The organism is Variovorax sp. Varisp53 (assembly GCF_059491555.1).
In genome coordinates this window covers 4,095,047-4,118,838 of sequence record NZ_CP168512.1, presented here as the reverse complement: position 1 = coordinate 4,118,838, position 23,792 = coordinate 4,095,047, and the positions used below count along the sequence as shown (strand labels likewise).

Below are 23,792 nucleotides of genomic sequence, written 5' to 3'. Positions count from 1 at the left end.
CGGATTTCAGTTAAATTCAAAGGCTCGCGTTCCTAATTCTCTCCGGGTGAAAACACCTATGCCGGATGGCCATCGTCCGTTTTTGCCTTTTCTCCGGGAAAAAATCGCCTATTGAGCTTCGAGGCTCAAAAAAAACAGGCGCTCCTGTTGCAATAACGCGCGATCTGCCGTTTGGTTTATTGCTCAGCCAAAAAAAATATAAAAGCAAACCCTGGGCCACTTTGGGATAGGCGGCTTGCGTGAACTGACGTCGGTGCCGGGCTTGGGGAGGAGTCGGCATGTTCCTCGGAGGTGTGTTGCGCACCGTTCCTGTGCTCGCCGTCGGCTTCAGGGGCCTGTGTGCACCAGTTCGAAGACCCCGGTGTGAAGAATGGTCAGGAAGTGACCGGTGCTGGCGATGAAGCCATTGCCGAATGAAGTCCCCGGTGCTACATGGCAGACGAAAAAAGCGGGTCGAGGCGCCGCACTGCAGTGCGACGGATGCGGGATCCTGGCCCTTCAGCAGGGCCTGCACATCTTCGGTGCTCAAGAGGGCGGCTGCCCCTCCCGGGCTTTGTCGACGATGCGGTACTCGCCGCTCAACCGAGCGGGTCCGGTCGATTCACCGGCCTATGAGATGAGACTGGCCATGCCGGCCAGTCCGCAGCACAACACAAGGCTCCTGTGGGGGAAGCCTGGTGTGTGCCGTGCGATCAACTGAAGAATTCCTTCGCCTTGTCGAACCAGCCCTTGTCGGTCGGGCTGTGCTTGTCGCCGCCCTTCCTGAGCGACTCGTCGAGCTCTTTCAGCACCTTGCGTTGGTGCTCGGTGAGCTTCACGGGCGTTTCGACGCGCACGTGGCAGTACAGGTCGCCGGGGTAGCTCGAGTTCACGCCCTTGATGCCCTTGCCACGCAGGCGGAACTGCTTGCCGCTTTGCGTGCCTTCGGGAATGTCGATGGCCGCCGCGCCCTTGAGCGTGGGCACGTTGATCTCGCCGCCAAGCGCTGCCGTGGTCATGCTCACAGGCACGACGCAGTGGAGGTTGTCGCCGTCGCGCTCGAAGATCTCGTGCTTCTTGAGCCGGATCTCGATGTACAGGTCGCCCGGCGGGCCGCCGTTGACACCGGGCTCGCCGCTGCCGGTCACGCGCATGCGCTGGCCATCGTCGATGCCTGCGCGGATCTTCACTTCGAGCGTCTTGTTGCGCTTGATCTTGCCCTGGCCGTGGCACACGGTGCAGGGCTCGGGAATGATCTTGCCGCTGCCGTGGCAGGTGGGGCAGGTCTGCTGCACGCTGAAGAAGCCCTGGCGCATCTGCACCGCGCCCGCGCCGTGGCAGGTGGTGCAGGTGATGGGTTTGGTGCCGGGCTTCGCGCCCGAGCCGTGGCAGGTGTCGCACTCGTCCCAGGTCGGGATGCGGATCTCGGTGGTCTTGCCTTCGGCAGCCTCCTCGAGCGTGATCTCCATCGCGTAGCTCAGGTCGCTGCCGCGGAACACCTGGCGCCCGCTGCTGGTGCGGCCGCGGCCGCCGCCACCGAACACGTCGCCGAAGATGTCGCCGAAAGCTTCCGCGAAACCGCCGAAGCCCTCTGCGCCCGGGCCGCCGCGCATGTTGGGGTCGACGCCGGCATGGCCGTACTGGTCGTAGGCCGCGCGCTTCTGTCCGTCGGACAGCATTTCGTAGGCTTCCTTCACCTCCTTGAACTTGGCCTCGGCCTCCTTCGAAGTGTCGCCGTGGTTGCGGTCGGGGTGGTGCTTCATCGCGAGCTTGCGATAAGCCTTCTTGATTTCATCCTCGCTCGCGTTCTTGGGGACGCCGAGGGTTTCGTAGTAGTCGCGTTTGGTGGCCATGGCAGGTCGATCAGCGGATCAGGGGAGCAGCGGGAACTCGGGTAGCTTGAAGCGAGAAAGGCTGGAGCACCCTTTCAGGTGTTCCAGCCTCGGTCAATGGACTGAAGATCAGCCCTTCTTGACTTCCTTCACTTCGGCGTCGACCACGTTGTCGTCGGCCTGCGCGTGCGCAGCAGCTTCCGCGCCAGCCGGGCCCGATGCGCCCGAGGCACCTGCGGCCGCCTGCGATTCGGCATACATCTTCTCGCCGAGCTTCTGGCTCGCGGTCATCAGCGTGTTGGTCTTTTCCTCGATCGCCGACTTGTCTTCACCCTTGAGGGCTTCTTCCAGATCCTTGATCGCGGCTTCGATCGCTTCCTTCTCGGCAGCTTCGAGGCTCGCACCATGTTCGCCCAGCGACTTCTTCACGCTGTGCACCATGGCCTCGCCCTGGTTGCGCGCCTGCACGATTTCGAGCTTCTTCTTGTCGTCTTCGGCGTTGAGCTCGGCGTCCTTCACCATCTTCTGGATCTCGTCCTCGCTCAGGCCCGAGTTCGCCTTGATGGTGATCTTGTTTTCCTTGCCGGTGCCCTTGTCCTTCGCGCCGACGTGCAGGATGCCGTTGGCGTCGATGTCGAAGCTCACCTCGATCTGGGGCGTGCCGCGCGATGCCGGCGGAATGCCTTCGAGGTTGAACTCGCCCAGTGCCTTGTTGCCCGCTGCGATGTCGCGCTCGCCCTGGAACACCTTGATCGTCACGGCCGGCTGGTTGTCTTCGGCCGTCGAGAAGGTCTGCGCGAACTTCGTCGGGATCGTGGTGTTCTTCGTGATCATCTTGGTCATCACGCCGCCCATGGTCTCGATGCCGAGCGACAGCGGGGTCACGTCGAGCAGCAGCACGTCCTTGCGATCGCCCGAGAGCACTTGCCCTTGAATGGCGGCGCCGACGGCCACGGCTTCGTCGGGGTTCACGTCCTTGCGCGGTTCCTTGCCGAAGAAGGCCTTCACCTTTTCCTGCACCTTGGGCATGCGGGTCATGCCGCCGACCAGGATCACGTCGTTGATGTCGCTCACGCTGATGCCGGCGTCCTTGATGGCCAGGCGGCAGGGCGCGATGGTGCGCTCGACCAGCTCGTCGACCAGGCTTTCCAGCTTGGCGCGGGTGAGCTTGATGTTCAGGTGCTTCGGACCCGAGGCATCGGCCGTGATGTAGGGCAGGTTGATGTCGGTCTGCGCGCTGTTCGACAGCTCGATCTTGGCCTTTTCGGCGGCTTCCTTCAGGCGCTGCAGGGCCAGCACGTCCTTGCTCAGGTCGACGCCTTGCTCTTTCTTGAACTCGGCAATGATGTAGTCGATGATGCGCTGGTCGAAGTCTTCGCCGCCTAGGAAGGTGTCGCCGTTGGTCGACAGCACTTCGAACTGCTTCTCGCCATCGACATCGGCGATCTCGATGATCGACACGTCGAAGGTACCGCCACCCAGGTCATACACGGCGATCTTGCGGTCGGCCTTGTCCTGCTTGTCGAGGCCGAAGGCCAGGGCAGCAGCGGTGGGTTCGTTGATGATGCGCTTCACGTCGAGGCCCGCGATGCGGCCGGCGTCTTTCGTGGCTTGGCGCTGGGCATCGTTGAAGTAGGCCGGCACCGTGATCACGGCTTCGGTCACGGTTTCGCCGAGGTAGTCTTCGGCCGTCTTCTTCATCTTGCGCAGGATGTCGGCGCTGACTTGCTGCGGGGCGATCTTCTTGCCGCGCACTTCCACCCATGCGTCGCCGTTGTCGGCCTTGGCGATGGTGTAGGGCATCAGGTCGATGTCCTTCTGGACTTCCTTTTCCTCGAACTTGCGGCCGATCAGGCGCTTGATCGCGTACAGCGTGTTCTTGGGGTTGGTGACTGCCTGGCGCTTGGCCGAGGCACCGACCAGCACTTCACCGTCTTCCTGATAAGCGACGATCGACGGCGTGGTGCGCGCACCTTCCGAGTTCTCGATCACACGCGTGGTGTTGCCTTCCATGATCGACACGCACGAGTTGGTGGTGCCGAGGTCGATGCCGATGATCTTTGCCATGCTCTTTACTCCTGAAAGCCTGAAAAATATGTTGTTATGAACTTGTGGATAACCCGTCGCGATTCAAGGTATGAAGCGGGGATTTCCTGTGGGAATCTTGTGTGCCGATGACCGCTGGCGGTTACTTCGGCGCGCTGACCGTGACCAGCGCCGGGCGCAGCACCCGGTCGTTGATGGTGTAGCCCTTCTGGAGCACGGTCACCACGGTGTTGGGTTCCTGCTCGGGAGCGGGCACTACCGAGATGGCCTGGTGCTGGTGCGGATCGAACTTGGTGCCGGGCGCAGGGGCCACTTCGATCACCTTGTTGCGTTCGAGCGCGCTCTTGAGCTGGCGCAGCGTGGCTTCGGCGCCTTCGCGGATCTGCTCGGGCGTGGCGTCCTTGATGGCCAGGCCGGCTTCGAGGCTGTCGGTCACCGGCAGCAGGCTCTCGGCAAAGGCCTCGACGGCGAACTTGCGGGCCTTGGTGATCTCGTCGTCGGCGCGGCGGCGGGCGTTCTGCACGTCGGCCTGCGCGCGCAGGTACTGGTCGGCCAGTTCGGCATTCTTGGTCTGCAGGGCAGCGAGCTCGCCTTGTGCCACGGCCAGGGCGTCGAGCGCCTCGGCTTCATTGGCGGCCTGCGCTGCCTCCAGTTCTTCGGGGCTTGGCTCGCCTTGCAGCATTTGGGAATTCTGTGCGGATTGTTGCGGGTCAGACATTTTTCAAAGAACCGGCGTGCGCCGGAAAACAAACGATAGCCAGCCACATGGGGCTGCTCTAAAGCTTTTCAAGCGTAAAAATGCGGCCAAAAGGGCCGTAATACAGGTCGCGAAGTGGTTTTCGCGAGGGACACCGAGGAACCGGCTTCGCCGGGCCTCAGGTGTCGCCCCCGGTAGGGGGTTGGCGCAGCGGACACGAAGTGCCGCGCAGCCTGGGGGCGAGCCTCAATGCGCGTCGAGCAGCTCGACGTCGAACTTCAGGGTGGCGTTCGGGGGGATCACGCCGCCGGCGCCGCGGGCACCGTAGCCCAGCGATGCGGGAATGATCAGCGTGCGCTTGCCGCCGATCTTCATGCCGGCGACGCCTTCGTCCCAGCCCTTGATGACCTGGCCGGCGCCCAGCGAGAACGCGAAGGGGTCGTTGCGGTCGCGGCTGGAGTCGAACTTGGCGCCTTGCGTGCCGTCGTTGTAGAGCCAGCCGGTGTAGTGCACATGCACATGCTGGCCGGCCTTGGCTTCGGCGCCGGTGCCGACTTCGGTGTCTTCGTATTGCAGGCCGGAGGGGGTGGTGGGCATGGGAAACGCTCCTTGCGTCGATGTGAGATCAATGGATCGAAGGCGCGGAGTTTACCGAGGCCGGGCAGGGCGGCCTGTCGTCCTTCAGGTCTGGCTGGTGTCGTCGGAGGGCGGCGCGGGTGTGGGAGCAGGGGCTGCCACAGGGGCGGGAGCGGGTGCGGCCGCTGGCGAAACTGCGGCGGCGGCTGGTGCCGGGGCTGCTGCCTTCTTGAGCTGCCCCAGTTGCCACTTGCCTGCAAAGGCCTGCAGGTCGGACAGTCGCTTGAGCAGGTCTTGCCCGCTCAGCGTGAGGCTGTAGCCGTCGCTGCCGTGGCCGACGATGCCGGCCTCGCGCAGTTCCTTGATGCGGGTGTTGAGCGTGTTGGGAGTGATGCCGCCCACGCTGTCCTGCAGCAGCCGGAAAGTCTGCGCGTGGCCATCGCGCAGGGCCCAGAGCACGCGCAGTGCATAACGGGCTTCGAGCAGGGCGAGCAGCTGGCTGACGGCTGCGTTTTCCTTGGTACTCATCGACATCATCTCCTCGAAGCTGGGCGGGCCGTCGACCTTGGGGCAGGGCGATGCTTCGCGTTCTTGTGGTGGGTTACGGACCGTCTCGTTGGCCGGCGACTATAGCGCAAATGATGAGGATGCTACTAGTTTTATAGCTGCCAGGGCTTGCTGCATGCGGGTTGTGAGACAAAGCCTCACAAACTGGCGTAGTTGGCCATGGCTTCGCCCAGCCGGATCGCGCGGCCTGGCGACCATGCCGGGTTGAAGGCCAGCGCAGGCGCCGGGAAGAGCATGACGACCGTCGAGCCGAGCAAGAAACGGCCCATCTCGTCGCCCTTGCGGATGTCGATCTGCCGGTCGTTGTAGCTCCACTCGCGCAGTTCGCCCACGCGCGGCGGATTGACCACGCCGTGCCACACCGTGGCCATGCTGCCGACGATGGTGGCACCCACCAGCACCAGCACGAAAGGCCCGCGCGCCGATTCGAAGACGCACACCACGCGCTCGTTGCGTGCGAACAGGCCGGGCACGCCGCGCGCCGTGGTCGGGTTCACCGAGAACAGGTCGCCCGGCACGTGGATCATGCGCACCAGCCGCCCGTCGCAGGGCATGTGGATGCGGTGGTAGTCCTTCGGGCTCAGGTAGAGCGTCGCGAAGCTGCCGTGCGCGAACTTCGCGGCCAGCGCGGCGTCGCCGCCGACCAGCGCGGTGGTCGTGTAGTCGTGGCCCTTGGCCTGGAAGATCTGGTCGCCGCGGATCGCGCCGAACTGGCTGATCGCGCCGTCCACGGGGCAGACCAGGTCGGCCTGCGCGATCGGCCGCGCGCCGGGCTTGAGTTCGCGCGTGAAGAACTGGTTGAAGCTCTTGTAGTGGTGGATGTCCGACTCGAGCGCCTCGCCCATGTCCACGCCGTACTTGGCCACGAAGCGCCGGATGATCCACGTCGTGACGGCGCCCCGTTCCTTGCCCGCGACCCAGCCGGCGAAATTGGTCAGGGCCTGCTTGGGGAACAGGTATTGGGGCAGTACAGCGGAGCGGTCGGACACGTGGGAGAGGCCTGGAATGCGAAATCGGAAGGGCATTCTATAAAGCGCTTCTCCCCGGGAGCGTAGGAAGCTTCCCTTGGTTCGGGCCCGCCGTCAGTCGGCCTTGATCCCCGCGGCCTTGATCACCTGCGCCCACTTCTCCACCTCGGCCTTCTGGAACGCCGCGATCTGCGCGGTGCTCAGGTCGGCCGGTTCCATGCCGAAGCCCTTGAGCTTGTCCTGCATCTCGGGCGCGGAGAGGATCTTGCGGATCTCGGTGTGCAGCCGGTCGACCACCGGCGCCGGCGTGCCCGCGGGCACGAAGATCGCCTGCCACGAAACGACCTCGAAGTCCTGCAGGCCGGGCACGCCCGACTCGGCCACCGTCGGCACGTCCGGCATCGAGGCCAGCCGCTTCGACGAGGTGACCGCAATCGCGCGCAGCTTGCCGCTCTGGATGTGCGGGCCGGCCACCACCGTGGTGTCGAACATCATGTCGACCTGTCCGCCGATCACGTCCTGGATCGCCGGGCCGCTGCCCTTGTACGGAATGTGCGTGAACTTCACGCCCGACTTGAAGGCCATCAGCTCCAGCGCCAGGTGCTGCGAGGTGCCCGTGCCGGCCGAGGCCGACGAGAGCCCGCCGGCCTTGGCCTTGCTGGCTGCGATCACGTCCTTCAGCGTCTTGTAAGGGCTCGCCTGGTTCACCACCAGCACCACCGGGTTGGTGCCGATCAGCGTCACCGGCGCGAACGACTTCTGCGGGTCGTAGCCCAGCTTCGGATACAGGCTCACGTTGATCGCGTGCGAGCTGATCGTGCCGCCGACCATCGTGAAGCCGTCGGGCGCGGCGCGCGAACCGACCTCGGAGCCCACGCTGCCGCCGGCGCCGCCCTTGTTGTCGATGATCACGCTAGTGCCCAGCACGGGCCCGAGCTTCTGCCCGATCAGGCGGGCCAGCACGTCGGTGGTGCCGCCGGCGGGAAAGGGCACGAGGTAGGTGATGGCCTTGCCCGTCGGCCAGTTGCCGCCGCCCTGTGCGAAGGCGGCCGGAAGGCCGGCGGCGAGCGAAGAGGCGAGGGCGGTGCGAATGAGTGTGCGGCGTTGCATGCAGGTGTCTCCTTGTGATGGGTGGTGCGGGGCCGTCAGGGCATGTCGACGATCTCGATCCAGTTCGGGTTCTTGCCGACGTCCAGGTGCTGGGGCTTGCCCAGCGCGCCGGTGGCGGCGTCGATGGCGTAGAGCGAGATGCCGTGCGATTCCTGTCCGGCGGCGATGAGATAGCGCCCGCTGGAGTCGATGGCGAAGCCGCGCGGCACTTTCTCGGTCGGGGTCTGGCCCAGCGGCTGCAGTTGTCCGGTGGCCGCATCGACCTTGAATGCGGAGAGCGTGCTCGAAGTGCGCTCCGACGCGTACAGGTAGCGCCCGTCGGGCGTCAGGTGCAGGTCGGCGGCCCAGGGCTTGCCGGTGAAGCCGGCGGGCAGCGTGGTCGTGCTCTGTTCGAGCTTGAGCGTGCCGCGCACCGCGTCCCATGCGAACACGTGCAGGGCGGCGTCGAGTTCGTCCAGCAGGTAGACGTGGCGTTGCGCCTTGTCCCAGATGAAGTGGCGCGGGCCCGATTTCGCGGATGTGGTCGTCAGTGGTGGATCGTTGGGCGACAGCAGGCCCTTCTCGGCGTCGAAGCGCCAGCTCGACACGTTGTCGCCGCCCAGGCTGGTGGCCAGCACGAAGCGGTTGCTCGCGTCTGCGTGAATGGCGTGCGCGTTGGGCCCGGTCTGGATCAATTGATGGACGGGGCCCGCGGCGCCGTCCTTGCCGATGGAGTTGACCGTGATCTTGCCGCCCTGGTAGGAGGCCGCGAAGAGCCACTTGCCGCTCGCGTCCAGGTCGATGTTGGCCATGCTGTCGGCCAGCGGCGCCTCGCCGAGCTTCTGCAGCTTGCCGGTGGCGCCGTCGATCGACAGCGAGGCCACGCGAAACGGCTGCGAGCGCAGCGCGGCATACAGCACGCGCTTGTCGTGGCTCACCACCATCGGCATCACCGTGCCGCCCACGTTCAGCGTCTGCACCGGCTTGAGCGCGCCCTGGGCGCGGTCGAGCTCGAGCACCGAGATTTCCTGGCTGTCCGCATTGGACACGTAGACCCAGGTGGCGGCCGAGGCGGGGCCGATGGCGGCCAGCCACAACAGCGACGCGATGGTTTTCTTTTTCATGGTCTGTGGTTCAGGGTTTGATGTTCAGTTTGGTGATGAGCTGCTTGAAGTACACGTTGTCCTTGGCCAGCGTCTCCTTGAACACGGCGCCGTCGGTGTAGACGTAGCCCAGGTTCTGCTTGTCCATCACCTCGTGCATCAGCGGCTCGGCGGCGGTCTTTGCCGTCATCTCGCGCAGCTTCGCCATCACTTCGGGCGGTGTGTTCTTCGGCGCGCCGAGGCCGCGCCAGGTGCCGATCGACAGGTCGATGCCGCGCTCCTTGGCGGTGGGCACCTTCTCGAAGCCCTTCACGCGCTTGTCGGCCATCACCATCAGCACCTTGAGCTTGCCGCCCTGGACGTGCGTGGTGACTTCCGCCGGGCTCACCGCCACGGCCTCGATGTGTCCGCCGAGCAGCGCCAGCACCGCCGGCGCCGCGCCCTGGAACGGGATGTGGCCGAACTTCGCGCCGGTCTTGTCTTCGAGCGCCGCGGCGGCAAGGTGCCAGATCGAGCCGTTGCCCGAGTTGCCCACGCGCACGCTCTCGGGCGACTTCTTCGCGGCCGCCAGGAACTCTTCGATGGTGTTCCACGGCGCGTCGGCCTTCACGGTGATCGCCGCCGGATCGGCGTTGAGCTGTGCGATCGGCTGGAAGTCGTCGTAGTTGAACTTGGCAAGGCCCAGGTGCGGCAGCGTCAGCAGCTCGACCGTGAGCACCGCGAGCTTGTAGCCGTCGGGCTTGGCGTTGATCACCTCCGTCCAGCCGATGGCGCCGCCCGCGCCGGGGCGGTTGACGATCACGATGCTCTGCGAGATGTGCTTGCGGCTCGCCTCGGAAAAAGCGCGAGCCAGGCCATCGGTGCCGCCGCCGGGCTGGTAGGGCACCAGCAGCTCGATCGGACGATTCGGAAAATCGGCTTGCGCCGCGGCCGGCGCGGCCAGCCCGAGCGAGAGCGCGGCCGTGGCCGAGAGGGCGGCGATGCCGCGGACAAGCTGGATTCTTTTCATGGTGTCGTCGTCTCCGTTGTTGATCTGATCCCGGGCCTCGCGGAAGGCCTCCTCGTGTTCTTCGTGCGTGCCTCAGGGCATGTACTGGCCGCCGTTCACCTCGATCACCTGCCCCGTGACGTAGCCGGAGAGCTGCTCCGACGCCAGGTACAGGAAGGCGCCGACGCATTCCTCGGGCACGCCGATGCGGCCCATCGGAATGCTGGCGCGGAAGTTCTCCAGCATCGCGGGCGTCGAGAAGCGGTCCTGGAACGGGGTCTGGATCACACCGGGCGCCACCGCGTTCACGCGGATGCGGTCGCCCACCAGCTCCTTCGCGAGCCCGTGCGTCGCCGTGCTCACGAAGCCCTTCGAGCCCGCGTACAAATAGGCGGCCGGCCCGCCGCCGGTGCGTGCCGCGACCGAGGTCACGTTGATGATGTTGCCGCCGCCCTGCGCGCGCATCAGCGGCACCACCTCGCGGCAGTAGGCGAGCACCGAGCGCGCGTTGATGTGCATCACCTCGTCGAACAGCGCGTCGTCGAACTCGGCGATCGGCACGCGCTTGACCAGGCTGCCGGCGTTGTTGACGAGCACGTCGATGCGTCCCAGCTGCGCCGCGGCCTGCTTCACGCATTCGCGGATCGCGGCCGTGTCGCGCACGTCGGCCTTCAGCGCGAATGCGGTGCCGCCGGCCGCGCGGATGGTGTCGACCACCCCGTTCGCCGCATCGGCCGAGCTGTTGTAGTGCACCGCCACGCGCATGCCGCGCGCCGCAAAGGCGACGGCCACCGCGGCGCCGATGCCGGTGCTGGCGCCGGTGACCAGCGCTGTCTTGTCCTTGAGGTCTTCCATGTCTTTGCTCCGTACGAAGGGATCAGGTCACGGGTGCCGGGTTGAACAGCACCAGCGCGTTGTGCAGCTTCCAGTGCTCGGCCCAGGTTTTCTTGCGGCCGCTGGCCACGTCGAGCATCAGCCTGAACAGCTCCCAGCCCACGTCCTCGATGCTGGCCTCGCCGTCGGCGATGCGGCCCGCGTTCACGTCCATCAGGTCGTGCCAGCGGCGCGCGAGGTCGCTGCGCGTGGCGACCTTGATGACCGGCACTTCGGCCAGCCCGTAGGGTGTGCCGCGGCCGGTGGTGAACACATGCAGGTTGATGCCGGCCGCCAGCTGCAGCGTGCCGCAGATGAAATCGCTGGCCGGCGTGGCGGTATAGATCAGGCCCTTCTGCATGGCCTTCTCGCCGGGCGCGAGCACGCCGCTGATCGGCGCCGAGCCCGACTTGACGATCGAGCCCATCGCCTTCTCGACGATGTTGGACAGCCCGCCCTTCTTGTTGCCCGGCGTGGTGTTTGCGCTGCGGTCGACGCGGCCCTTCTGCAGATAGTCGTCGTACCAGGCCATCTCGCGGATCATCGCCTCGGCCACCTCGGGCGTGGACGCGCGCGAGGTGAGTTGGTCGATGCCGTCGCGCACCTCGGTCGTTTCCGAGAACATCACGGTGGCGCCCGCGCGCACCAGCAGGTCGGTGCAGAAGCCCACGGCAGGGTTGGCGGTGACGCCCGAGAAGGCGTCGCTGCCGCCGCACTGCACGCCCACCACCAGTTCGCTGGCGGGTACGGTTTCGCGCCGGCGCCTGTTGAGCCGCGCGAGGTGTTCGTCGGCCTGGCGCATGACCGAGTCGATCATCGACATGAAGCCGATGTGTTCGTCGTCCTGCAGGCAAACCACGTCGAGCTCCGTGTCGCCAGGTGCCTCGCCGCGCTTGTCGACGATCGGAATGCTTCCTGGCGGCAGCAGCCGCTCGGGCTGCAGCTTCTCGCAGCCCAGGCTCACCACCATCACCTCGCCGCCGAAGTTCGGGTTGAGGCTGATGTTGCGCAGCGTCCGGATCGGCACGATGGCATCGGGCGCATCGATGGCCACGCCGCAGCCGTAGCTGTGCTCCAGCGCCACCACGTCGTCGACGTTCGGGTACTTGGGCAGCAGCTCGGCCTTGATGCGCTGCACCGCGAAGTCGGTCACGCCGGCCACGCATTGCACCGTCTGCGTGATGGCGAGGATGTTGCGCGAGCCCACCGAACCGTCGGCGTTGCGGTAGCCCTCGAAGGTGTAGCCCTCCAGCGGCGGCAGGGCAGGGGGCTTGACCGTCGCGATGGGCAGGCCGTCGAGCCCGGGCGCCACCGGCATGCGCATCACGCGCTCGTGCACCCAGCTGCCGCGCGGCAGCGCCTTCAGCGCATAGCCGATCACCACGTCGTAGCGGCGGATGGCGTCGCCTTCGGCCAGGTCGGCCAGCGCGACCTTGTGGCCTTGCGGAACGTTGTCGACCAGTCGCAGGCCGTCGGCGAATTCCGCGCCGGCTTTCAGGCCGCCGTCGTTGGCGACGATGGCGACGTTGTCCGCAGCGTGGATGCGGATGTAGAGCGGAGGTCTTGCGGTGTCAGGCATATCAGGCTTCCAAGGCGGCAGGAAAATCGCGGTCCCTTCGTGGAACACCGTCATTTCACGATCATGAACATGCTCGGCAGCCAAGTCGAGAAGGCGGGAACGAAGGTGACCACGCCGAGGGCGAAGATCAGCGCTCCATAGAACGGCCAGATGGTCTTCATCACCGTGCCCACCGAGACCCCGCCGATCGCGCAGCCGACGAACTGCGTCGTGCCCACGGGCGGCGTGTTCAGGCCCAGCGCGCAGTTGATCAGCATCACGATGCCGAACTGCACCGAGGTCATGCCGTAGTGCTGTGCAATGGGCAGGAAGATCGGCGTGCACAGCAGGATGGTGGCCGCCATGTCCAGGAAGGTGCCCAGCACGAACAGGATGATGTTGATCAGCAGGAAGATCACCCACGGCGTGCTGGTCACCTGCGACAGCATCTCGCCCGTGAGCTCGGCCACGCCGTACAGGCTGATGAGGTAGCCGAAGGTGCTCGAGATGCCGATCAGCAGCAGGATCACGCCCGTGGTGCGCACCGCCTTCGAGGCCGCCTTGACGAAGTGCTCCCACTTCAGCGTGCGGTACACGAAGATCGTGAGCGCCAGCGCATAGAGCACCGCCACGGCGGCCGATTCGGTCGCGGTGAACACGCCCGACAGGATGCCGCCCAGGATCAGGATCACGATGAACAGGCCCGGCAGGGCGGCCGCGAACGAGCGCGCCACGATGGCCCAGCCCGGGAAGCTGCCTGCGGGGTAGCCGCGCTTCACCGCCACCAGGTAGGCGGCCGCGAGGTTGCTGATGGTGAGCACCGCCGCCGGCAGCAGCGCGGCCAGGATCAGCGCCGCGATCGACACCTTGCCGCCCGCTGCGAGCGAATAGATGATCAGGTTGTGGCTGGTCGGCATCAGCGCGCCCACCAGTGCCGCGTGGGTCGTCACGTTGACCGCGTAGTCGGCGTGATAGCCCTCCTTCTTCATCATCGGGATCATCACGGCACCCATGGCCGAGACGTCGGCCACAGGCGAGCCCGAGACGCCGCCGAACAAGGTGCAGGCCACCACGTTCGACATGCCGAGGCCGCCGCGCACGTGGCCCACGAGGTCGCGCGCCAGGTTGACGATGCGGTCCGCGATGCCGCCGTAGAGCATCAGCTCGCCCGCGAAGATGAAGAACGGAATGGCCAGGAACGAGAAGATGCCCATGCCGGAGGTCATCTGCTGGAAGCCGACCGCCAGCGGCAGGCCTTCATAGAGCAGCGTGGCCAGGGCCGACAGGCCGATGGAGAAAGCCACCGGAACGCCCAGCAAAAGGAAGAGCGTGAACGAGATGCAGAGAATCAACAGGGGAATGGTCATGATCTGGCCGCCTCGCCGGTGGTGGGGGCGCTATGGACTGTTCGTGGAATGCCGCGGAACCGGCTTTGCCGGGCCGCAGGCATTGCCCCCTGCAAGGGGAGCGGAGAAGCGACACGAAGTGCGCGAAGCCTGGGGGTGTGCATTCGTTATCCCCAGGCGGGTTCGACTTCGCGGCCCTGGGCCAAAGCGATGATGTGTTCGATCGAGAACATCACGATGAGGACACCCGCCACGGCGGCGGGCACGTATTTCCAGCCCTCGGAGATCCAGAGCGTGGGCAGCCTGTAGTCCCACACCGATTCGGCAAGCGAGGCGCAGTTCCAGGCCATGGCGATGCCGAACAGAAGGATCAGCGCGTGGATGAGGTATTCCATCTTCAGCCGCAGCCAGTCGGGCGCGAGCACGAGGAACGATTCGAGGCCGATGTGGCCCGCGTCGCGCACGCCCACCGCCACGCCGAGCATGGTGACGTAGAGCACCAGCAGCAGCGCGAGGCTTTCGGCCCAGGTGGGAGTGTTGTTGAGCACGTAGCGGCCGAACACCTGCCAGCTCACGGCGCAGATCACCGCGACGAGACCGAGGATGCCCAACCACATGCAGGCACGTGCGAGAGTGCGGCAAAGTTTGGTGTACATAATTTTCTTTGCGCTTCCCCGCAGGGGGAAGGAGGGGGAGCGAGTCGAGTCGAAGGGGAAACGGACTTACTTCGTGTCCTGCACGCGCTTGACCAGGTCCTTGAGCTTCGCGTCCGTGATGAACTTGTCGTACACCGGCTTCATCGCGGCCTGGAACGGGGCCTTGTCGACCTCGATGATCTCGGCGCCCCCGGCCTTCACCGTGGCCAGCGACTTGATCTCGCGCTCTTCCCACTGCTTGCGCATGTAGGGCACCGACTCCTTGGCGGCCTGGCGGATCCAGCCCTGCTCCTCGGCCGAGAGCTTGTCCCACACGCGCTTGGAGAACAGCAGCATCTCGGGTGCCATCGAATGCTCGGTCTTGCTGTAGTACTTGGCCACCTCGAAGGCGCGCGCGCTTTCATACGTGGGGTAGTTGTTCTCGGCGGCGTCGATCAGGCCGGTCTTCAGGCCCGTGTAGACCTCGCCCATGGGCATCGGCGTGGCGTTGGCGCCCATGGCTTCGAGCATCGACACCCACAGGTCCGACTGCTGCACGCGCACCTTCAGGCCCTTCATGTCGGCGAAGCTGCGCACCGGCTTCTTGGCCGTGAACATCGAGCGCGCGCCGCTGTCGTAGTAGGCCAGGCCCACGAAGCCCTGCTTCTCGCACGACTTCAGGATCTCTTCGCCGATCGGGCCGTCCAGCACCTTGTGCAGGTGGTCGACCGAGCGGAACAGGAAGGGCATGGTCGGCACCTGCGTCTCGGCGCAGATGTTGTTCATCGGGGCGATGTTCACGCGCACCATCTGCAGCGCGCCGATCTTGGTCTGCTCGATGGTGTCCTTTTCGCTGCCGAGCGAACTGTTGTTGAACACCTTGATGCTGTGCTTGCCGCCCGACAGCGCCTTCAGGCGTTCGCTCATGAACTTCACCGCGGTCACGGTGGGGTAGTCGTCGGGATGGATGTCGGCCGAGCGGAACTCGGTGGCGTGTGCAGCCAATGTGGTCAGCGCGGCTGCGGCGCACGCGGAAAGTGCGACCAGGGTCTTGCGGAACTTCATTTGTCTCTTCCTCTGCTTGGGGGTTGTCGAAAAAATGGGTCAGGTGCCGAAGGCCGGCTCGGACATGCCCGCGATGCCGGCACCGGGCCGCAGCGCGAACACCCCGCCGGCCAGCGGCTGGTCCGACAGGTCGATGCCGCCGGGGCGGATGGAGGTGACGAAGAGCGTGTCGAGGTCCGGGCCGCCGAAGGCGCACATGGCGGGCTTCTTCACCGGTACTTCGAGCGAGCGGTCGAGCCGGCCGTCGGGCGTGAAGCGGTGCACCAGGCCGGCGTCGTTGCCGCAGATCCAGTAGCAGCCGTCGGTGTCCATGGCGGCGCCGTCGGGGCGGCCGGGCAGGGGCTTCATGTCGATGAACAGGCGGCGGTTGGTGGGCGTGCCGGTGTCCGTGTCGTAGTCGAAGGCCCAGACGGCTTGCACGCTCGGGTGCGAGTCCGAGAGGTACATCGTGCGGCCGTCCGGGCTGAAGGCCAGGCCGTTGGGCACGATGAGATCGTCGAGGCGCGCAGCGGCGTTGTCGCTGCCCTTGCCGTAGCTGTAGAGGCGGCCGATGTGCGCACCGGCCGCCATGTCGAGCAGCATCGTGCCGGCCCAGAAGCGGCCCTGGCGGTCGCAGCGGCCGTCGTTGAAGCGCATGGCCGGTGCCGTATGCGCGACGGGGGCGAGCGGGCTGGCGGCCAGCGTGCCGTCGGCCTGCGGCTTCAGCGAGAACAGGCCGCTTTCCATGCCGGCGATCCATTCGCCGGGCACGTCGGCGCGCGGCGCGATGCAGGCGATCATTTCGTTCGCCGTCCATTGCGCATGGCCTTCGCTCGCGTGCCAGCGGTTCAGCGTGCGCGCCGGAATGTCGACCCAGTACAGCGCCTGCTGCGCGGCATGCCACACCGGGCTTTCGCCGGTGCCGTTGCGCGCGTCGAGAACCAGTTCAGCTTGCATCGCCGAAGGGGCCTTGCGCGGTGAAGGCGCCGCCCTGGTAGATGGCGTTCGGGTCGGTCGGCGCGACAGGTGGTTGTGCCTCGACCTTGTCGCGGAACACCTCCGAGCTGTCTTGCGGCACGAAGCCCAGGTGCGCGGCCGCGCTGTTGTCCCACCACACGTCGCGGTTGTTCGACATGCCGTAGACCACCGTGTGCTTCACGTCCGGCGTGAACAGCGACTTCTCGATCAGCGTCGTCAGGTCGCGGTAGCTGAGCCAGGTGCTCATCATGCGGCGGTTGGCGGGCTCCGGGAACGAGGAGCCGATGCGGATGCTCACGGTCTCGATGCCCCAGCGGTCGAAGTAGAACTGCGCCATGTCCTCGCCAAAGGACTTCGACAGGCCGTAGTAGCCGTCGGGCCGGCGCACGGCGTGTGCGTCGATGTGTTCGCTCTGCTTGTAGAAGCCGATCACGTGGTTCGAGCTCGCGAACACCACGCGCTTCACGCCGCGGCGGCGCGCGGCTTCGTAGACATTGAACACGCCCTTGATGTTGGCTTCAAGGATTTCCTCGAACGGGCGCTCCACCGACACGCCGCCCAGGTGGACGATGGCGTCGCAGCCCTCGACCAGCGCATGCACTGCCGCCTTGTCCGACAGGTCGCAGGGCACGACTTCCTCGCTCGCGTCCACGGCCGGCGAAAGCGAAGCGATGTCCGACAGGCGCAGCGTGCCGGCAAAGGGTTTGAGCCGCTCGCGCAGCACCTTGCCGAGTCCGCCGGCCGCGCCGGTCAGGAGGAGGCGGTTCATCTTCTTGTCTGTCATCGTTGCGCGTCCATACATTCAGGAGTCATGGTTTCCGAGGGCCCGCCGTCACGGCGCTTTTCTGAAAGCGGCCGGTACGATGCCGACGGAGCGAAGTCAAAGGGCTGCATGTCGGTGCCGTGGAAGCCGAAAGCCGCAGGCGAAATGGCCGGCGGCGCCAGGAGATGTGAGATGAGTTATCTGTTGTCGTACAACTAGTTGGAGATTATCATCGTGGCCATGGCTCAGTCGACTGCGGGTAATCCCTTGGAATCACAAACGCCGACGGAAACGGCGTCTGCCGCTTCGGCTGCGGGAGCCGCTTTCGTGGGGCGACCGCGCCAGCGCGCACGCGGCCTCGCGCATGGGCTGGTGGAAGACCTGGGCGAAAAAATCCGCAGCCAGTCGCTGCGCCCGGGCGACAAGCTGCCGACCGAGTCGGCCATCATGCAGGCCTATGGCGTGAGCCGCACCGTGGTGCGCGAGGCGCTGTCGAAGCTGCAGGCCGGCGGGCTGGTCGAGACGCTGCACGGCGTGGGCACCTTCGTGCTGCAGCCGCGGGCGGGCGGGGTGTTTCGCCTCGATCCCGGCGAGATCGCTGCATCGGTCGACGTGCTGGCCGTGCTGGAGCTGCGCATCAGCCTGGAAACCGAATCGGCCGGCCTCGCCGCCAGCCGCCGCACCGACGAGCAACTGGTCGCCATGCGCCAGGCGCTCGACGACTTCGAGCGCAACGTGGTCGTGGCGGGCGACACCGTGGGGCCGGACTTCCGCTTCCACCTGCAGATCGCCGAATCGACCGGCAACCCCTATTTCGCGGACATCATGCGGCACCTGGGCACCACGCTCATTCCGCGCACGCGCATCAGCGCCATCCGCACGCACGAGGGTGGCGCGCCCTATCTGAATCGGGTCAACCGCGAGCACGAGGAGATCTACGCGGCCATCGCGCGGCGCGACCCCGAGTCGGCGCGCGCGGCCATGCGCATCCACCTGACCAACAGCCGCGAGCGGCTGCGCCTGGCGCAGGAGGCCGCGCAGCAGAAGGCGAAGGCCGATGCGGCCGCAGGCACGGCCGCGCCGTCGCCCGACGACATTCCCTCCAGCTGAATTTTTCTTGCCGGCCAGGCTGGACAAGTTGTTTTTCTAGTTGTACGATGACTGATAACTCGCTCGGACATGGGCGAAGCCATGACGACCATCGAACAACTGGAGGCAACATGACCATCAACCGGCGCGGCGCACTCGGTGCCGCACTCGCCACCACCCTGGCCGCCAGCCTGCCGCTGAGCGCCATCGCGCAGGGCGCGCAGCAGGGTGGGGGCGGCAACTGGCCCTCGAAGCCGATCCGCATCATCGTCCCGTACCCGCCGGGCGGCTCATCCGACATCATTGCGCGCTCCATCAGCCAGCCGCTGTCGGAGGCGCTGGGCCAGTCGGTCATCATCGACAACAAGGCCGGCGCCAACGGCAATCTCGGCGCCGACCTGCTGGCCAAGGCACCGGCCGACGGCTACACGCTGATGCTGTGCGACCTCGGCGCGCTGGCCATCAGCCCGTCGCTGTACCCCAAGCTGCCGTTCGACCCGTCGAAGGATTTGCGCAGCGTGTCCATGCTGGCCTACTCGCCGCACCTGTTGGTGGTGCACCCCTCGGTGCAGGCGAACACGCTGAAGGAACTGGTCGAGCTCTCGAAGAAAAGCGACTTCAACTTTGCCGTGACCGCCAGCGGCAGCACGGCGCACCTCGCCGGCATCGAACTGCAGCGCAGGGTCGGCGCCAAGTGGGAATACGTGCCCTACAAGGGCGGCGTGCAGGCCGTGCTCGACACCGTCTCGGGCCAGACGCAGGTGCTGATGAACGGCATGCTCGCCACCTACCCGCACGTGCAGTCCGGCAAGCTCAAGCTGATTGCCGTGTCCAAGTCCACGCGCATGCCGCTGATCGGCAACGTGCCGACCATCGCGGAGCAGGGCGCCCCCGGCTACGAGTCGGGCACCTGGCAGGGCGTGGTCGCGGCGCGCGGCGTGCCCGACGCGGTGATCGCCCGGCTCAACAAGGAACTGGTGCGCATCATCCGCACGCCCGACATCCGCGCACGCCTCGCGGGGCAGGGCGCAGAAGTCGTGACCATGACCGTGGCCGAGCAGGACCAGTTCTTCGCCAAGGAGCGCGCGCGCTGGGCGCAAGTCATCAAAGAGGCCAACGTCAGGCTCGACTGACCGGCTGCCGCACATCTTTTTCTTTCCCCCCAAATCTTCACTGGACTCTTCCCGATGAACCCGCAAGAACTCAAGACCATCATGGGCTCCGGCCTGCTCTCGTTCCCGTTGACCGACTTCGACAGCAACGGCGACTTCAACAAGAAGGGCTACGTCGAGCGCCTCGAATGGCTCGCCCCCTACGGTGCCAGCGCTCTGTTCGCGGCCGGCGGCACGGGCGAGTTCTTCTCGCTGACCGGCGACGAATACCCCGGCATCATCCAGACGGCCGTCGACACCTGCCGCGGCGTGGTGCCGATCATTGCTGGCGCCGGCGGCCCCACGCGCTTCGCCATCCAGTGCGCGCAAGCCGCCGAGAAGGCCGGCGCGCACGGCATCCTGCTGCTGCCGCACTACCTCACCGAAGCCGGCCAGGAAGGCCTGGCCGCGCACGTCGAGGCCGTGTGCAAGAGCGTGAAGTTCGGCGTGATCGTCTACAACCGCGCCACCAGCCGCCTGAAGCCCGACACGCTGGCCGGCCTGGCCGAGCGCAACCCCAACCTCGTCGGCTTCAAGGACGGCATCGGCGACATCGAGGCCATGGTCGCCATCTACCAGAAGATGGGCGACCGCTTCGCCTACCTGGGCGGCCTGCCCACGGCCGAGGTCTATGCCGCTGCCTACAAGGCGATGGGCACGCCGGTGTATTCGTCGGCTGTCTTCAACTTCATTCCGAAGACCGCCATGGACTTCTACAAGGCCGTGGCTGCCGACGACCTGCCGACGCAGCACCGCCTGCTGAAGAACTTCTTCATGCCCTACCTCGAACTGCGCAACCGCACACCGGGCTACGCCGTGAGCATCGTGAAGGCGGGCGCCAAGATCGTCGGCCACGACGCGGGCCCGGTGCGCGCACCGCTCACCGACCTGAAGCCCGCGGAGATGGAACAGCTCAAGGCGCTGATCGACGCGCTCGGCCCGCAGTAAGCAGGCAAGCTGTCGAACACGAACAACAACAACACGGAGACAAGGCAATGTTCCTCAAGAAGCTCTTCCTGATTGCCGCCGCGGTGGCCGCGTTCTCCGGCTGCTCGATGATGCCGGCGGGCAATGCGGCATCGGCCTCGCCCGAAGTGGCCGCCGCCGCCGAGCGCCTGCGCATCGCCATGATCGATCCGACCGCCGCCGCGCTCGGCGCGCTGGTGGCCGACGACCTGAGCTATGGCCACTCGAGCGGCAAGGTCGACACCAAGGCCAGCTTCATCGGCGACCTGGTGGACGGCAAGTCGGACTTCGTGGCCATCACGATCACCGACCAGACCATCAAGGTGGTCGACGGCCAGACCGCCATCGTGCGCCACACGCTCGCGGCCGACACCAACGATTCGGGCAAGCCCGGCAAGGTGGCGCTGAAGATCCTCGGCGTCTGGCAGAAGCAGGGCGGAAGCTGGAAGCTGCTCGCCCGCCAGGCCGTGAGGATCTAATACTCCCCAGGCTTCGCGCACACCCTTGCCGGAGCAACACCAGTGGCCCCGGCAGAGCTGGTTCCCGCGGTGTTTCCCGAAGGGGCCGGCGCGGTTTTTGGATTGATTCGAAATGACATCTTCAGATTCCACTTCTCCCGTCAACGGTGCCCCTGTCGTCACCGGCATGCGCGTGGTTCCCGTCGCGGGCCACGACAGCATGCTGATGAACCTCAGCGGCGCGCACGGTCCGTTCTTCACGCGCAACCTGCTGATCCTGACCGACAGCGCCGGCCACACCGGCGTGGGCGAAGTGCCGGGCGGCGAGAAGATCCGCCAGACGCTCGAAGACGCGCGCGGCCTCATCGTCGGCCAGCCCATCGGCCGCCACAACGCCGTGCTCAACAGCATGCGCAGCGCCTTCGCCAACCGCGACAGCGGCGGCCGCGGCCTGCAGACCTTCGACCTGCGCGTGACCATCCATGCAGTGACCGCCGTCGAGGCGGCGTTGCTCGATCTGCTCGGCCAGCATCTCGAAGTGCCCGTGGCGGCCCTGCTCGGCGAAGGCCAGCAGCGCGACGCGGTGCAGATGCTCGGCTACCTTTTCTACGTGGGCGACCGCAACAAGACAGACCTGCCGTACGAAAGCGACCCCGGCGCCGACAACGACTGGTTCCGCCTGCGCCATGAAGAAGCCATGACGCCCGAGGCCATCGTGCGCCTGGCCGAGGCCACGCATGCGCGCTATGGTTTTACCGACTTCAAGCTCAAGGGCGGCGTGCTGCGCGGCGAAGAAGAAGTCGAGGCGATCCGCGCGCTGCACGAGCGCTTTCCGCAGGCGCGCGTCACGCTCGACCCGAACGGCGGCTGGCTGCTGCAGGACGCGATTCGCCTGTGCCGCGACCTGCACGGCGTGATGGCCTATGCCGAAGACCCGTGCGGCGCCGAAGGCGTGTTCTCGGGCCGCGAGGTGATGGCCGAATTCCGCCGCGCCACCGGCCTGCCGACAGCCACCAACATGGTGGCAACCGACTGGCGCGAGATGGTGCACAGCCTGTCGTTGCAGTCGGTCGACATTCCGCTGGCCGATCCGCACTTCTGGACCCTGCAGGGCTCCGTGCGCGTGGCGCAGCTGTGCCAGGCCTGGGGGCTGACCTGGGGCTCGCATTCGAACAACCACTTCGACGTGTCGCTGGCCATGTTCACGCACGTGGCGGCCGCGGCGCCGGGCAAGGTCACCGCGATCGATACGCACTGGATCTGGCAGGACGGCCAGCACCTGACGAAAGAGCCGCTGCAGATCGAGGGCGGCTTCGTGAAGGTGCCCACGCGCGGTGGCCTCGGCGTGGAACTCGACATGGATGCAGTCGAGAAGGCGCACCAGCTCTACCTGAAGCACGGCCTGGGCGCGCGCAACGACGCGCAGGCAATGCAATACTTGATTCCGGGATGGACTTTCGACAACAAAAAACCTTGCATGGTCCGTTGAAGGTTTAGTCTCCCGTTTCCATTTCCGCAGCCGGACACCCAGTGCTCCGGCTTCTTTCTTTCCATCGAGCAGCAAGGAACCCCTCATGCAAAACTTCGACAACCTGATCGGCGGCGAATGGCGTGCCGGCGCAAGCTACAGCCCCAACCTCAACCCCAGCAACCTGTCCGACGTGCTCGGCCAGTACACGCAGGGCGACGCTTCGCACGTCGAGGCTGCCGTTGCTGCCGCCACCGCTGCCTTTCCGGCCTGGGCCACGGGCAGCATCCAGGCGCGCTCCGACGCGCTCGACAAGATCGGCACCGAAATCCTCGCGCGCAAGGAAGAACTCGGCACGCTGCTGGCCCGTGAAGAAGGCAAGACCCGCGCCGAAGGCATCGGCGAAGCCACGCGCGCCGGCCAGATCTTCAAGTTCTTCGCCGGCGAATGCCTGCGCCTGTCGGGCGAAGTGCTGCCTTCGGTGCGCCCGAACATCGGCGTCGAAATCACGCGTGAACCGGTCGGCGTGGTCGGCCTCATCACGCCGTGGAACTTCCCCATCGCCATCCCGGCCTGGAAGATCGCGCCTGCGCTCGCTTTCGGCAACTGCGTGGTCCTGAAGCCTGCCGACCTCGTGCCGGGCTGCGCCTGGGCGCTGGCCGAAATCATCAGCCGTTCGGGCATCCCGGCCGGTGTGTTCAACCTCGTGATGGGCCGCGGCAGCGTGATCGGCAACGCGCTGGTCAACCACCCCGGCATCCATGCGATCAGCTTCACCGGCTCGGTCGGCGTGGGCCGCAACATCGCCGTGCAATGCGTCACCAACCACAAGAAGGTGCAGCTCGAGATGGGCGGCAAGAACCCGCAGGTGATCCTGGATGATGCCGACCTCGCGCAGGCCGTGGAGCTCAGCGTGCAGAGCGCGTTCTATTCCACCGGCCAGCGCTGCACCGCGTCGAGCCGCCTCATCGTGACCGAAGGCATCTACCCCAAGTTCATCGAGGCGATGAAGGCGCGCATGGCCAAGATCAAGGTCGGCGATGCGCTCGCGCAGGGCACCGACATCGGCCCCGTCTCGTCCAAGTCGCAGCTCGACCAGGACATGGAATACGTTGCCATCGGCAAGGGCGAAGGCGCCACGCTGGCGGCCGGCGGCGAGCTGCTGAAGCTCGACACCGACGGCTACTACATGTCGCCCGCGCTCTTCAGCGAATCGGCCGCCGCGATGCGCATCAACAAGGAAGAGATCTTCGGGCCGGTCGCAAGCGTGATCCGCGTGAAGAACTACGAAGAGGCGCTGGCCACGGCCAACGACACCGAGTTCGGCCTTTCGGCGGGCATTGCGACCACGAGCCTGAAGTACGCCACGCACTTCAAGCGCCACAGCCAGGCCGGCATGGTGATGGTCAACCTGCCGACAGCGGGTGTGGACTACCACGTGCCGTTCGGCGGCCGCAAGGGTTCGAGCTACGGTCCGCGCGAGCAGGGCAAGTATGCGCAGGAGTTCTTCACTACCGTGAAGACGGCTTACACGCTGGCCTGATCCTTTTGCGGCTTTGAGCGCGCTGTGTTCGGGGCGCGCTCACGCCGACGGGGTACCTTGCTCCGCGAATGTCCT

22 protein-coding genes are annotated in these 23,792 nt (G+C 66.1%); 6 read left to right on the top strand and 16 right to left on the bottom strand.

Annotated elements, in window-relative coordinates; all coding sequences use genetic code 11:
- Positions 1–692 precede the first annotated feature (692 nt).
- The 16 genes from dnaJ to ACEOAB_RS19225 form a co-directional block, all read right to left on the bottom strand.
- Positions 693–1,832, bottom strand: coding sequence for a molecular chaperone DnaJ (dnaJ, locus tag ACEOAB_RS19300; RefSeq protein ID WP_007835135.1), 1,140 nt, complete (start codon positions 1,830–1,832; stop codon positions 693–695).
- Between the two features lie 108 nt (positions 1,833–1,940).
- Entirely contained in the window at positions 1,941–3,878 is a 1,938-nt protein-coding gene (gene dnaK, locus ACEOAB_RS19295; RefSeq protein WP_056590052.1) for a molecular chaperone DnaK, read from the bottom strand.
- Positions 3,879–3,999: 121 nt separating this feature from the next.
- Positions 4,000–4,575: a nucleotide exchange factor GrpE gene (gene grpE, locus ACEOAB_RS19290; RefSeq protein WP_082572003.1), complete on the bottom strand. Its 576-nt coding sequence runs from the start codon at positions 4,573–4,575 to the stop codon at positions 4,000–4,002.
- 225 nt (positions 4,576–4,800) lie between these two features.
- On the bottom strand, positions 4,801–5,151 hold the full coding sequence (locus ACEOAB_RS19285) for an FKBP-type peptidyl-prolyl cis-trans isomerase (protein WP_056590059.1): 351 nt from the start codon (positions 5,149–5,151) through the stop codon (positions 4,801–4,803).
- An 84-nt stretch (positions 5,152–5,235) separates the two neighbouring features.
- Positions 5,236–5,658 (bottom strand): winged helix-turn-helix transcriptional regulator, encoded by a 423-nt coding sequence (locus ACEOAB_RS19280; protein WP_056590415.1) that lies wholly within the window; start codon positions 5,656–5,658, stop codon positions 5,236–5,238.
- A gap of 176 nt (positions 5,659–5,834) precedes the next feature.
- Positions 5,835–6,686, bottom strand: a complete 852-nt coding sequence (gene asd / locus ACEOAB_RS19275) for an archaetidylserine decarboxylase (protein WP_413749571.1) — start codon at positions 6,684–6,686, stop codon at positions 5,835–5,837.
- Positions 6,687–6,779: 93 nt separating this feature from the next.
- A complete protein-coding gene (locus ACEOAB_RS19270; RefSeq protein WP_413749572.1) occupies positions 6,780–7,775 on the bottom strand; it encodes a Bug family tripartite tricarboxylate transporter substrate binding protein in 996 nt (331 codons plus the stop codon).
- A 35-nt stretch (positions 7,776–7,810) separates the two neighbouring features.
- Positions 7,811–8,878 (bottom strand): lactonase family protein, encoded by a 1,068-nt coding sequence (locus ACEOAB_RS19265; RefSeq protein ID WP_413749573.1) that lies wholly within the window; start codon positions 8,876–8,878, stop codon positions 7,811–7,813.
- 10 nt (positions 8,879–8,888) lie between these two features.
- Positions 8,889–9,866, bottom strand: a complete 978-nt coding sequence (locus ACEOAB_RS19260) for a tripartite tricarboxylate transporter substrate binding protein (protein ID WP_413749574.1) — start codon at positions 9,864–9,866, stop codon at positions 8,889–8,891.
- Between the two features lie 72 nt (positions 9,867–9,938).
- Entirely contained in the window at positions 9,939–10,700 is a 762-nt protein-coding gene (locus ACEOAB_RS19255) for an SDR family NAD(P)-dependent oxidoreductase (protein WP_056590071.1), read from the bottom strand.
- 22 nt (positions 10,701–10,722) lie between these two features.
- Positions 10,723–12,297 carry a galactarate dehydratase gene (garD, locus tag ACEOAB_RS19250; RefSeq protein ID WP_056590074.1) on the bottom strand — a complete coding sequence of 525 codons (1,575 nt, stop codon included), beginning with the start codon at positions 12,295–12,297 and terminating at the stop codon, positions 10,723–10,725.
- Between the two features lie 50 nt (positions 12,298–12,347).
- A complete protein-coding gene (locus tag ACEOAB_RS19245) occupies positions 12,348–13,643 on the bottom strand; it encodes a TRAP transporter large permease (RefSeq protein ID WP_056590077.1) in 1,296 nt (431 codons plus the stop codon).
- A 146-nt stretch (positions 13,644–13,789) separates the two neighbouring features.
- Entirely contained in the window at positions 13,790–14,278 is a 489-nt protein-coding gene (locus ACEOAB_RS19240; RefSeq protein WP_056590080.1) for a TRAP transporter small permease, read from the bottom strand.
- Positions 14,279–14,344: 66 nt separating this feature from the next.
- Positions 14,345–15,322 carry a TRAP transporter substrate-binding protein gene (locus ACEOAB_RS19235; RefSeq protein WP_413749575.1) on the bottom strand — a complete coding sequence of 326 codons (978 nt, stop codon included), beginning with the start codon at positions 15,320–15,322 and terminating at the stop codon, positions 14,345–14,347.
- A gap of 39 nt (positions 15,323–15,361) precedes the next feature.
- Entirely contained in the window at positions 15,362–16,258 is an 897-nt protein-coding gene (locus tag ACEOAB_RS19230) for an SMP-30/gluconolactonase/LRE family protein (RefSeq protein ID WP_413749576.1), read from the bottom strand.
- A complete protein-coding gene (locus tag ACEOAB_RS19225) occupies positions 16,248–17,063 on the bottom strand; it encodes an NAD-dependent epimerase/dehydratase family protein (RefSeq protein ID WP_413749577.1) in 816 nt (271 codons plus the stop codon). Before ACEOAB_RS19225 ends, ACEOAB_RS19230 begins: the two co-directional genes overlap by 11 nt.
- A 219-nt stretch (positions 17,064–17,282) precedes the next feature.
- Here ACEOAB_RS19225 and ACEOAB_RS19220 point away from each other — a divergent pair, with 219 nt between their 5' ends.
- The 6 genes from ACEOAB_RS19220 to ACEOAB_RS19195 all read left to right on the top strand — a co-directional run bounded on the left by ACEOAB_RS19220 (position 17,283) and on the right by ACEOAB_RS19195 (position 23,717).
- Entirely contained in the window at positions 17,283–18,152 is an 870-nt protein-coding gene (locus ACEOAB_RS19220; protein ID WP_413749582.1) for a FadR/GntR family transcriptional regulator, read from the top strand.
- A gap of 110 nt (positions 18,153–18,262) precedes the next feature.
- Positions 18,263–19,264, top strand: a complete 1,002-nt coding sequence (locus ACEOAB_RS19215; RefSeq protein WP_413749579.1) for a Bug family tripartite tricarboxylate transporter substrate binding protein — start codon at positions 18,263–18,265, stop codon at positions 19,262–19,264.
- A 54-nt stretch (positions 19,265–19,318) separates the two neighbouring features.
- Entirely contained in the window at positions 19,319–20,230 is a 912-nt protein-coding gene (gene kdgD / locus ACEOAB_RS19210) for a 5-dehydro-4-deoxyglucarate dehydratase (RefSeq protein ID WP_007836417.1), read from the top strand.
- Between the two features lie 47 nt (positions 20,231–20,277).
- Entirely contained in the window at positions 20,278–20,727 is a 450-nt protein-coding gene (locus ACEOAB_RS19205) for a nuclear transport factor 2 family protein (protein WP_413749580.1), read from the top strand.
- 112 nt (positions 20,728–20,839) lie between these two features.
- The gene (gudD, locus tag ACEOAB_RS19200) at positions 20,840–22,195 is read left to right on the top strand and encodes a glucarate dehydratase (protein ID WP_413749581.1); all 1,356 of its coding nucleotides are present in this window, start codon (positions 20,840–20,842) and stop codon (positions 22,193–22,195) included.
- 85 nt (positions 22,196–22,280) lie between these two features.
- The gene (locus ACEOAB_RS19195; protein WP_495653048.1) at positions 22,281–23,717 is read left to right on the top strand and encodes an aldehyde dehydrogenase family protein; all 1,437 of its coding nucleotides are present in this window, start codon (positions 22,281–22,283) and stop codon (positions 23,715–23,717) included.
- Positions 23,718–23,792 lie beyond the last annotated feature (75 nt).

What these genes read in the sequence shown, in the direction of transcription:
- garD (WP_056590074.1), bottom strand. Translation starts at nt 12,297, where the DNA reads ATGCCTGACACCGCAAGACCTCCGCTCTACATCCGCATCCACGCTGCG.
- grpE (WP_082572003.1), bottom strand. Translation starts at nt 4,575, where the DNA reads ATGTCTGACCCGCAACAATCCGCACAGAATTCCCAAATGCTGCAAGGC.
- dnaK (WP_056590052.1), bottom strand. Translation starts at nt 3,878, where the DNA reads ATGGCAAAGATCATCGGCATCGACCTCGGCACCACCAACTCGTGCGTG.
- ACEOAB_RS19215 (WP_413749579.1), top strand. Translation starts at nt 18,263, where the DNA reads ATGACCATCAACCGGCGCGGCGCACTCGGTGCCGCACTCGCCACCACC.
- ACEOAB_RS19255 (WP_056590071.1), bottom strand. Translation starts at nt 10,700, where the DNA reads ATGGAAGACCTCAAGGACAAGACAGCGCTGGTCACCGGCGCCAGCACC.
- kdgD (WP_007836417.1), top strand. Translation starts at nt 19,319, where the DNA reads ATGAACCCGCAAGAACTCAAGACCATCATGGGCTCCGGCCTGCTCTCG.
- dnaJ (WP_007835135.1), bottom strand. Translation starts at nt 1,832, where the DNA reads ATGGCCACCAAACGCGACTACTACGAAACCCTCGGCGTCCCCAAGAAC.
- ACEOAB_RS19285 (WP_056590059.1), bottom strand. Translation starts at nt 5,151, where the DNA reads ATGCCCACCACCCCCTCCGGCCTGCAATACGAAGACACCGAAGTCGGC.
- ACEOAB_RS19235 (WP_413749575.1), bottom strand. Translation starts at nt 15,322, where the DNA reads ATGAAGTTCCGCAAGACCCTGGTCGCACTTTCCGCGTGCGCCGCAGCC.
- ACEOAB_RS19225 (WP_413749577.1), bottom strand. Translation starts at nt 17,063, where the DNA reads ATGACAGACAAGAAGATGAACCGCCTCCTCCTGACCGGCGCGGCCGGC.
- ACEOAB_RS19245 (WP_056590077.1), bottom strand. Translation starts at nt 13,643, where the DNA reads ATGACCATTCCCCTGTTGATTCTCTGCATCTCGTTCACGCTCTTCCTT.
- ACEOAB_RS19270 (WP_413749572.1), bottom strand. Translation starts at nt 7,775, where the DNA reads ATGCAACGCCGCACACTCATTCGCACCGCCCTCGCCTCTTCGCTCGCC.
- ACEOAB_RS19195 (WP_495653048.1), top strand. Translation starts at nt 22,281, where the DNA reads ATGCAAAACTTCGACAACCTGATCGGCGGCGAATGGCGTGCCGGCGCA.
- ACEOAB_RS19230 (WP_413749576.1), bottom strand. Translation starts at nt 16,258, where the DNA reads ATGCAAGCTGAACTGGTTCTCGACGCGCGCAACGGCACCGGCGAAAGC.
- ACEOAB_RS19240 (WP_056590080.1), bottom strand. Translation starts at nt 14,278, where the DNA reads ATGTACACCAAACTTTGCCGCACTCTCGCACGTGCCTGCATGTGGTTG.
- ACEOAB_RS19220 (WP_413749582.1), top strand. Translation starts at nt 17,283, where the DNA reads ATGGCTCAGTCGACTGCGGGTAATCCCTTGGAATCACAAACGCCGACG.
- ACEOAB_RS19205 (WP_413749580.1), top strand. Translation starts at nt 20,278, where the DNA reads ATGTTCCTCAAGAAGCTCTTCCTGATTGCCGCCGCGGTGGCCGCGTTC.
- ACEOAB_RS19280 (WP_056590415.1), bottom strand. Translation starts at nt 5,658, where the DNA reads ATGAGTACCAAGGAAAACGCAGCCGTCAGCCAGCTGCTCGCCCTGCTC.
- gudD (WP_413749581.1), top strand. Translation starts at nt 20,840, where the DNA reads ATGACATCTTCAGATTCCACTTCTCCCGTCAACGGTGCCCCTGTCGTC.
- ACEOAB_RS19260 (WP_413749574.1), bottom strand. Translation starts at nt 9,866, where the DNA reads ATGAAAAGAATCCAGCTTGTCCGCGGCATCGCCGCCCTCTCGGCCACG.
- ACEOAB_RS19265 (WP_413749573.1), bottom strand. Translation starts at nt 8,878, where the DNA reads ATGAAAAAGAAAACCATCGCGTCGCTGTTGTGGCTGGCCGCCATCGGC.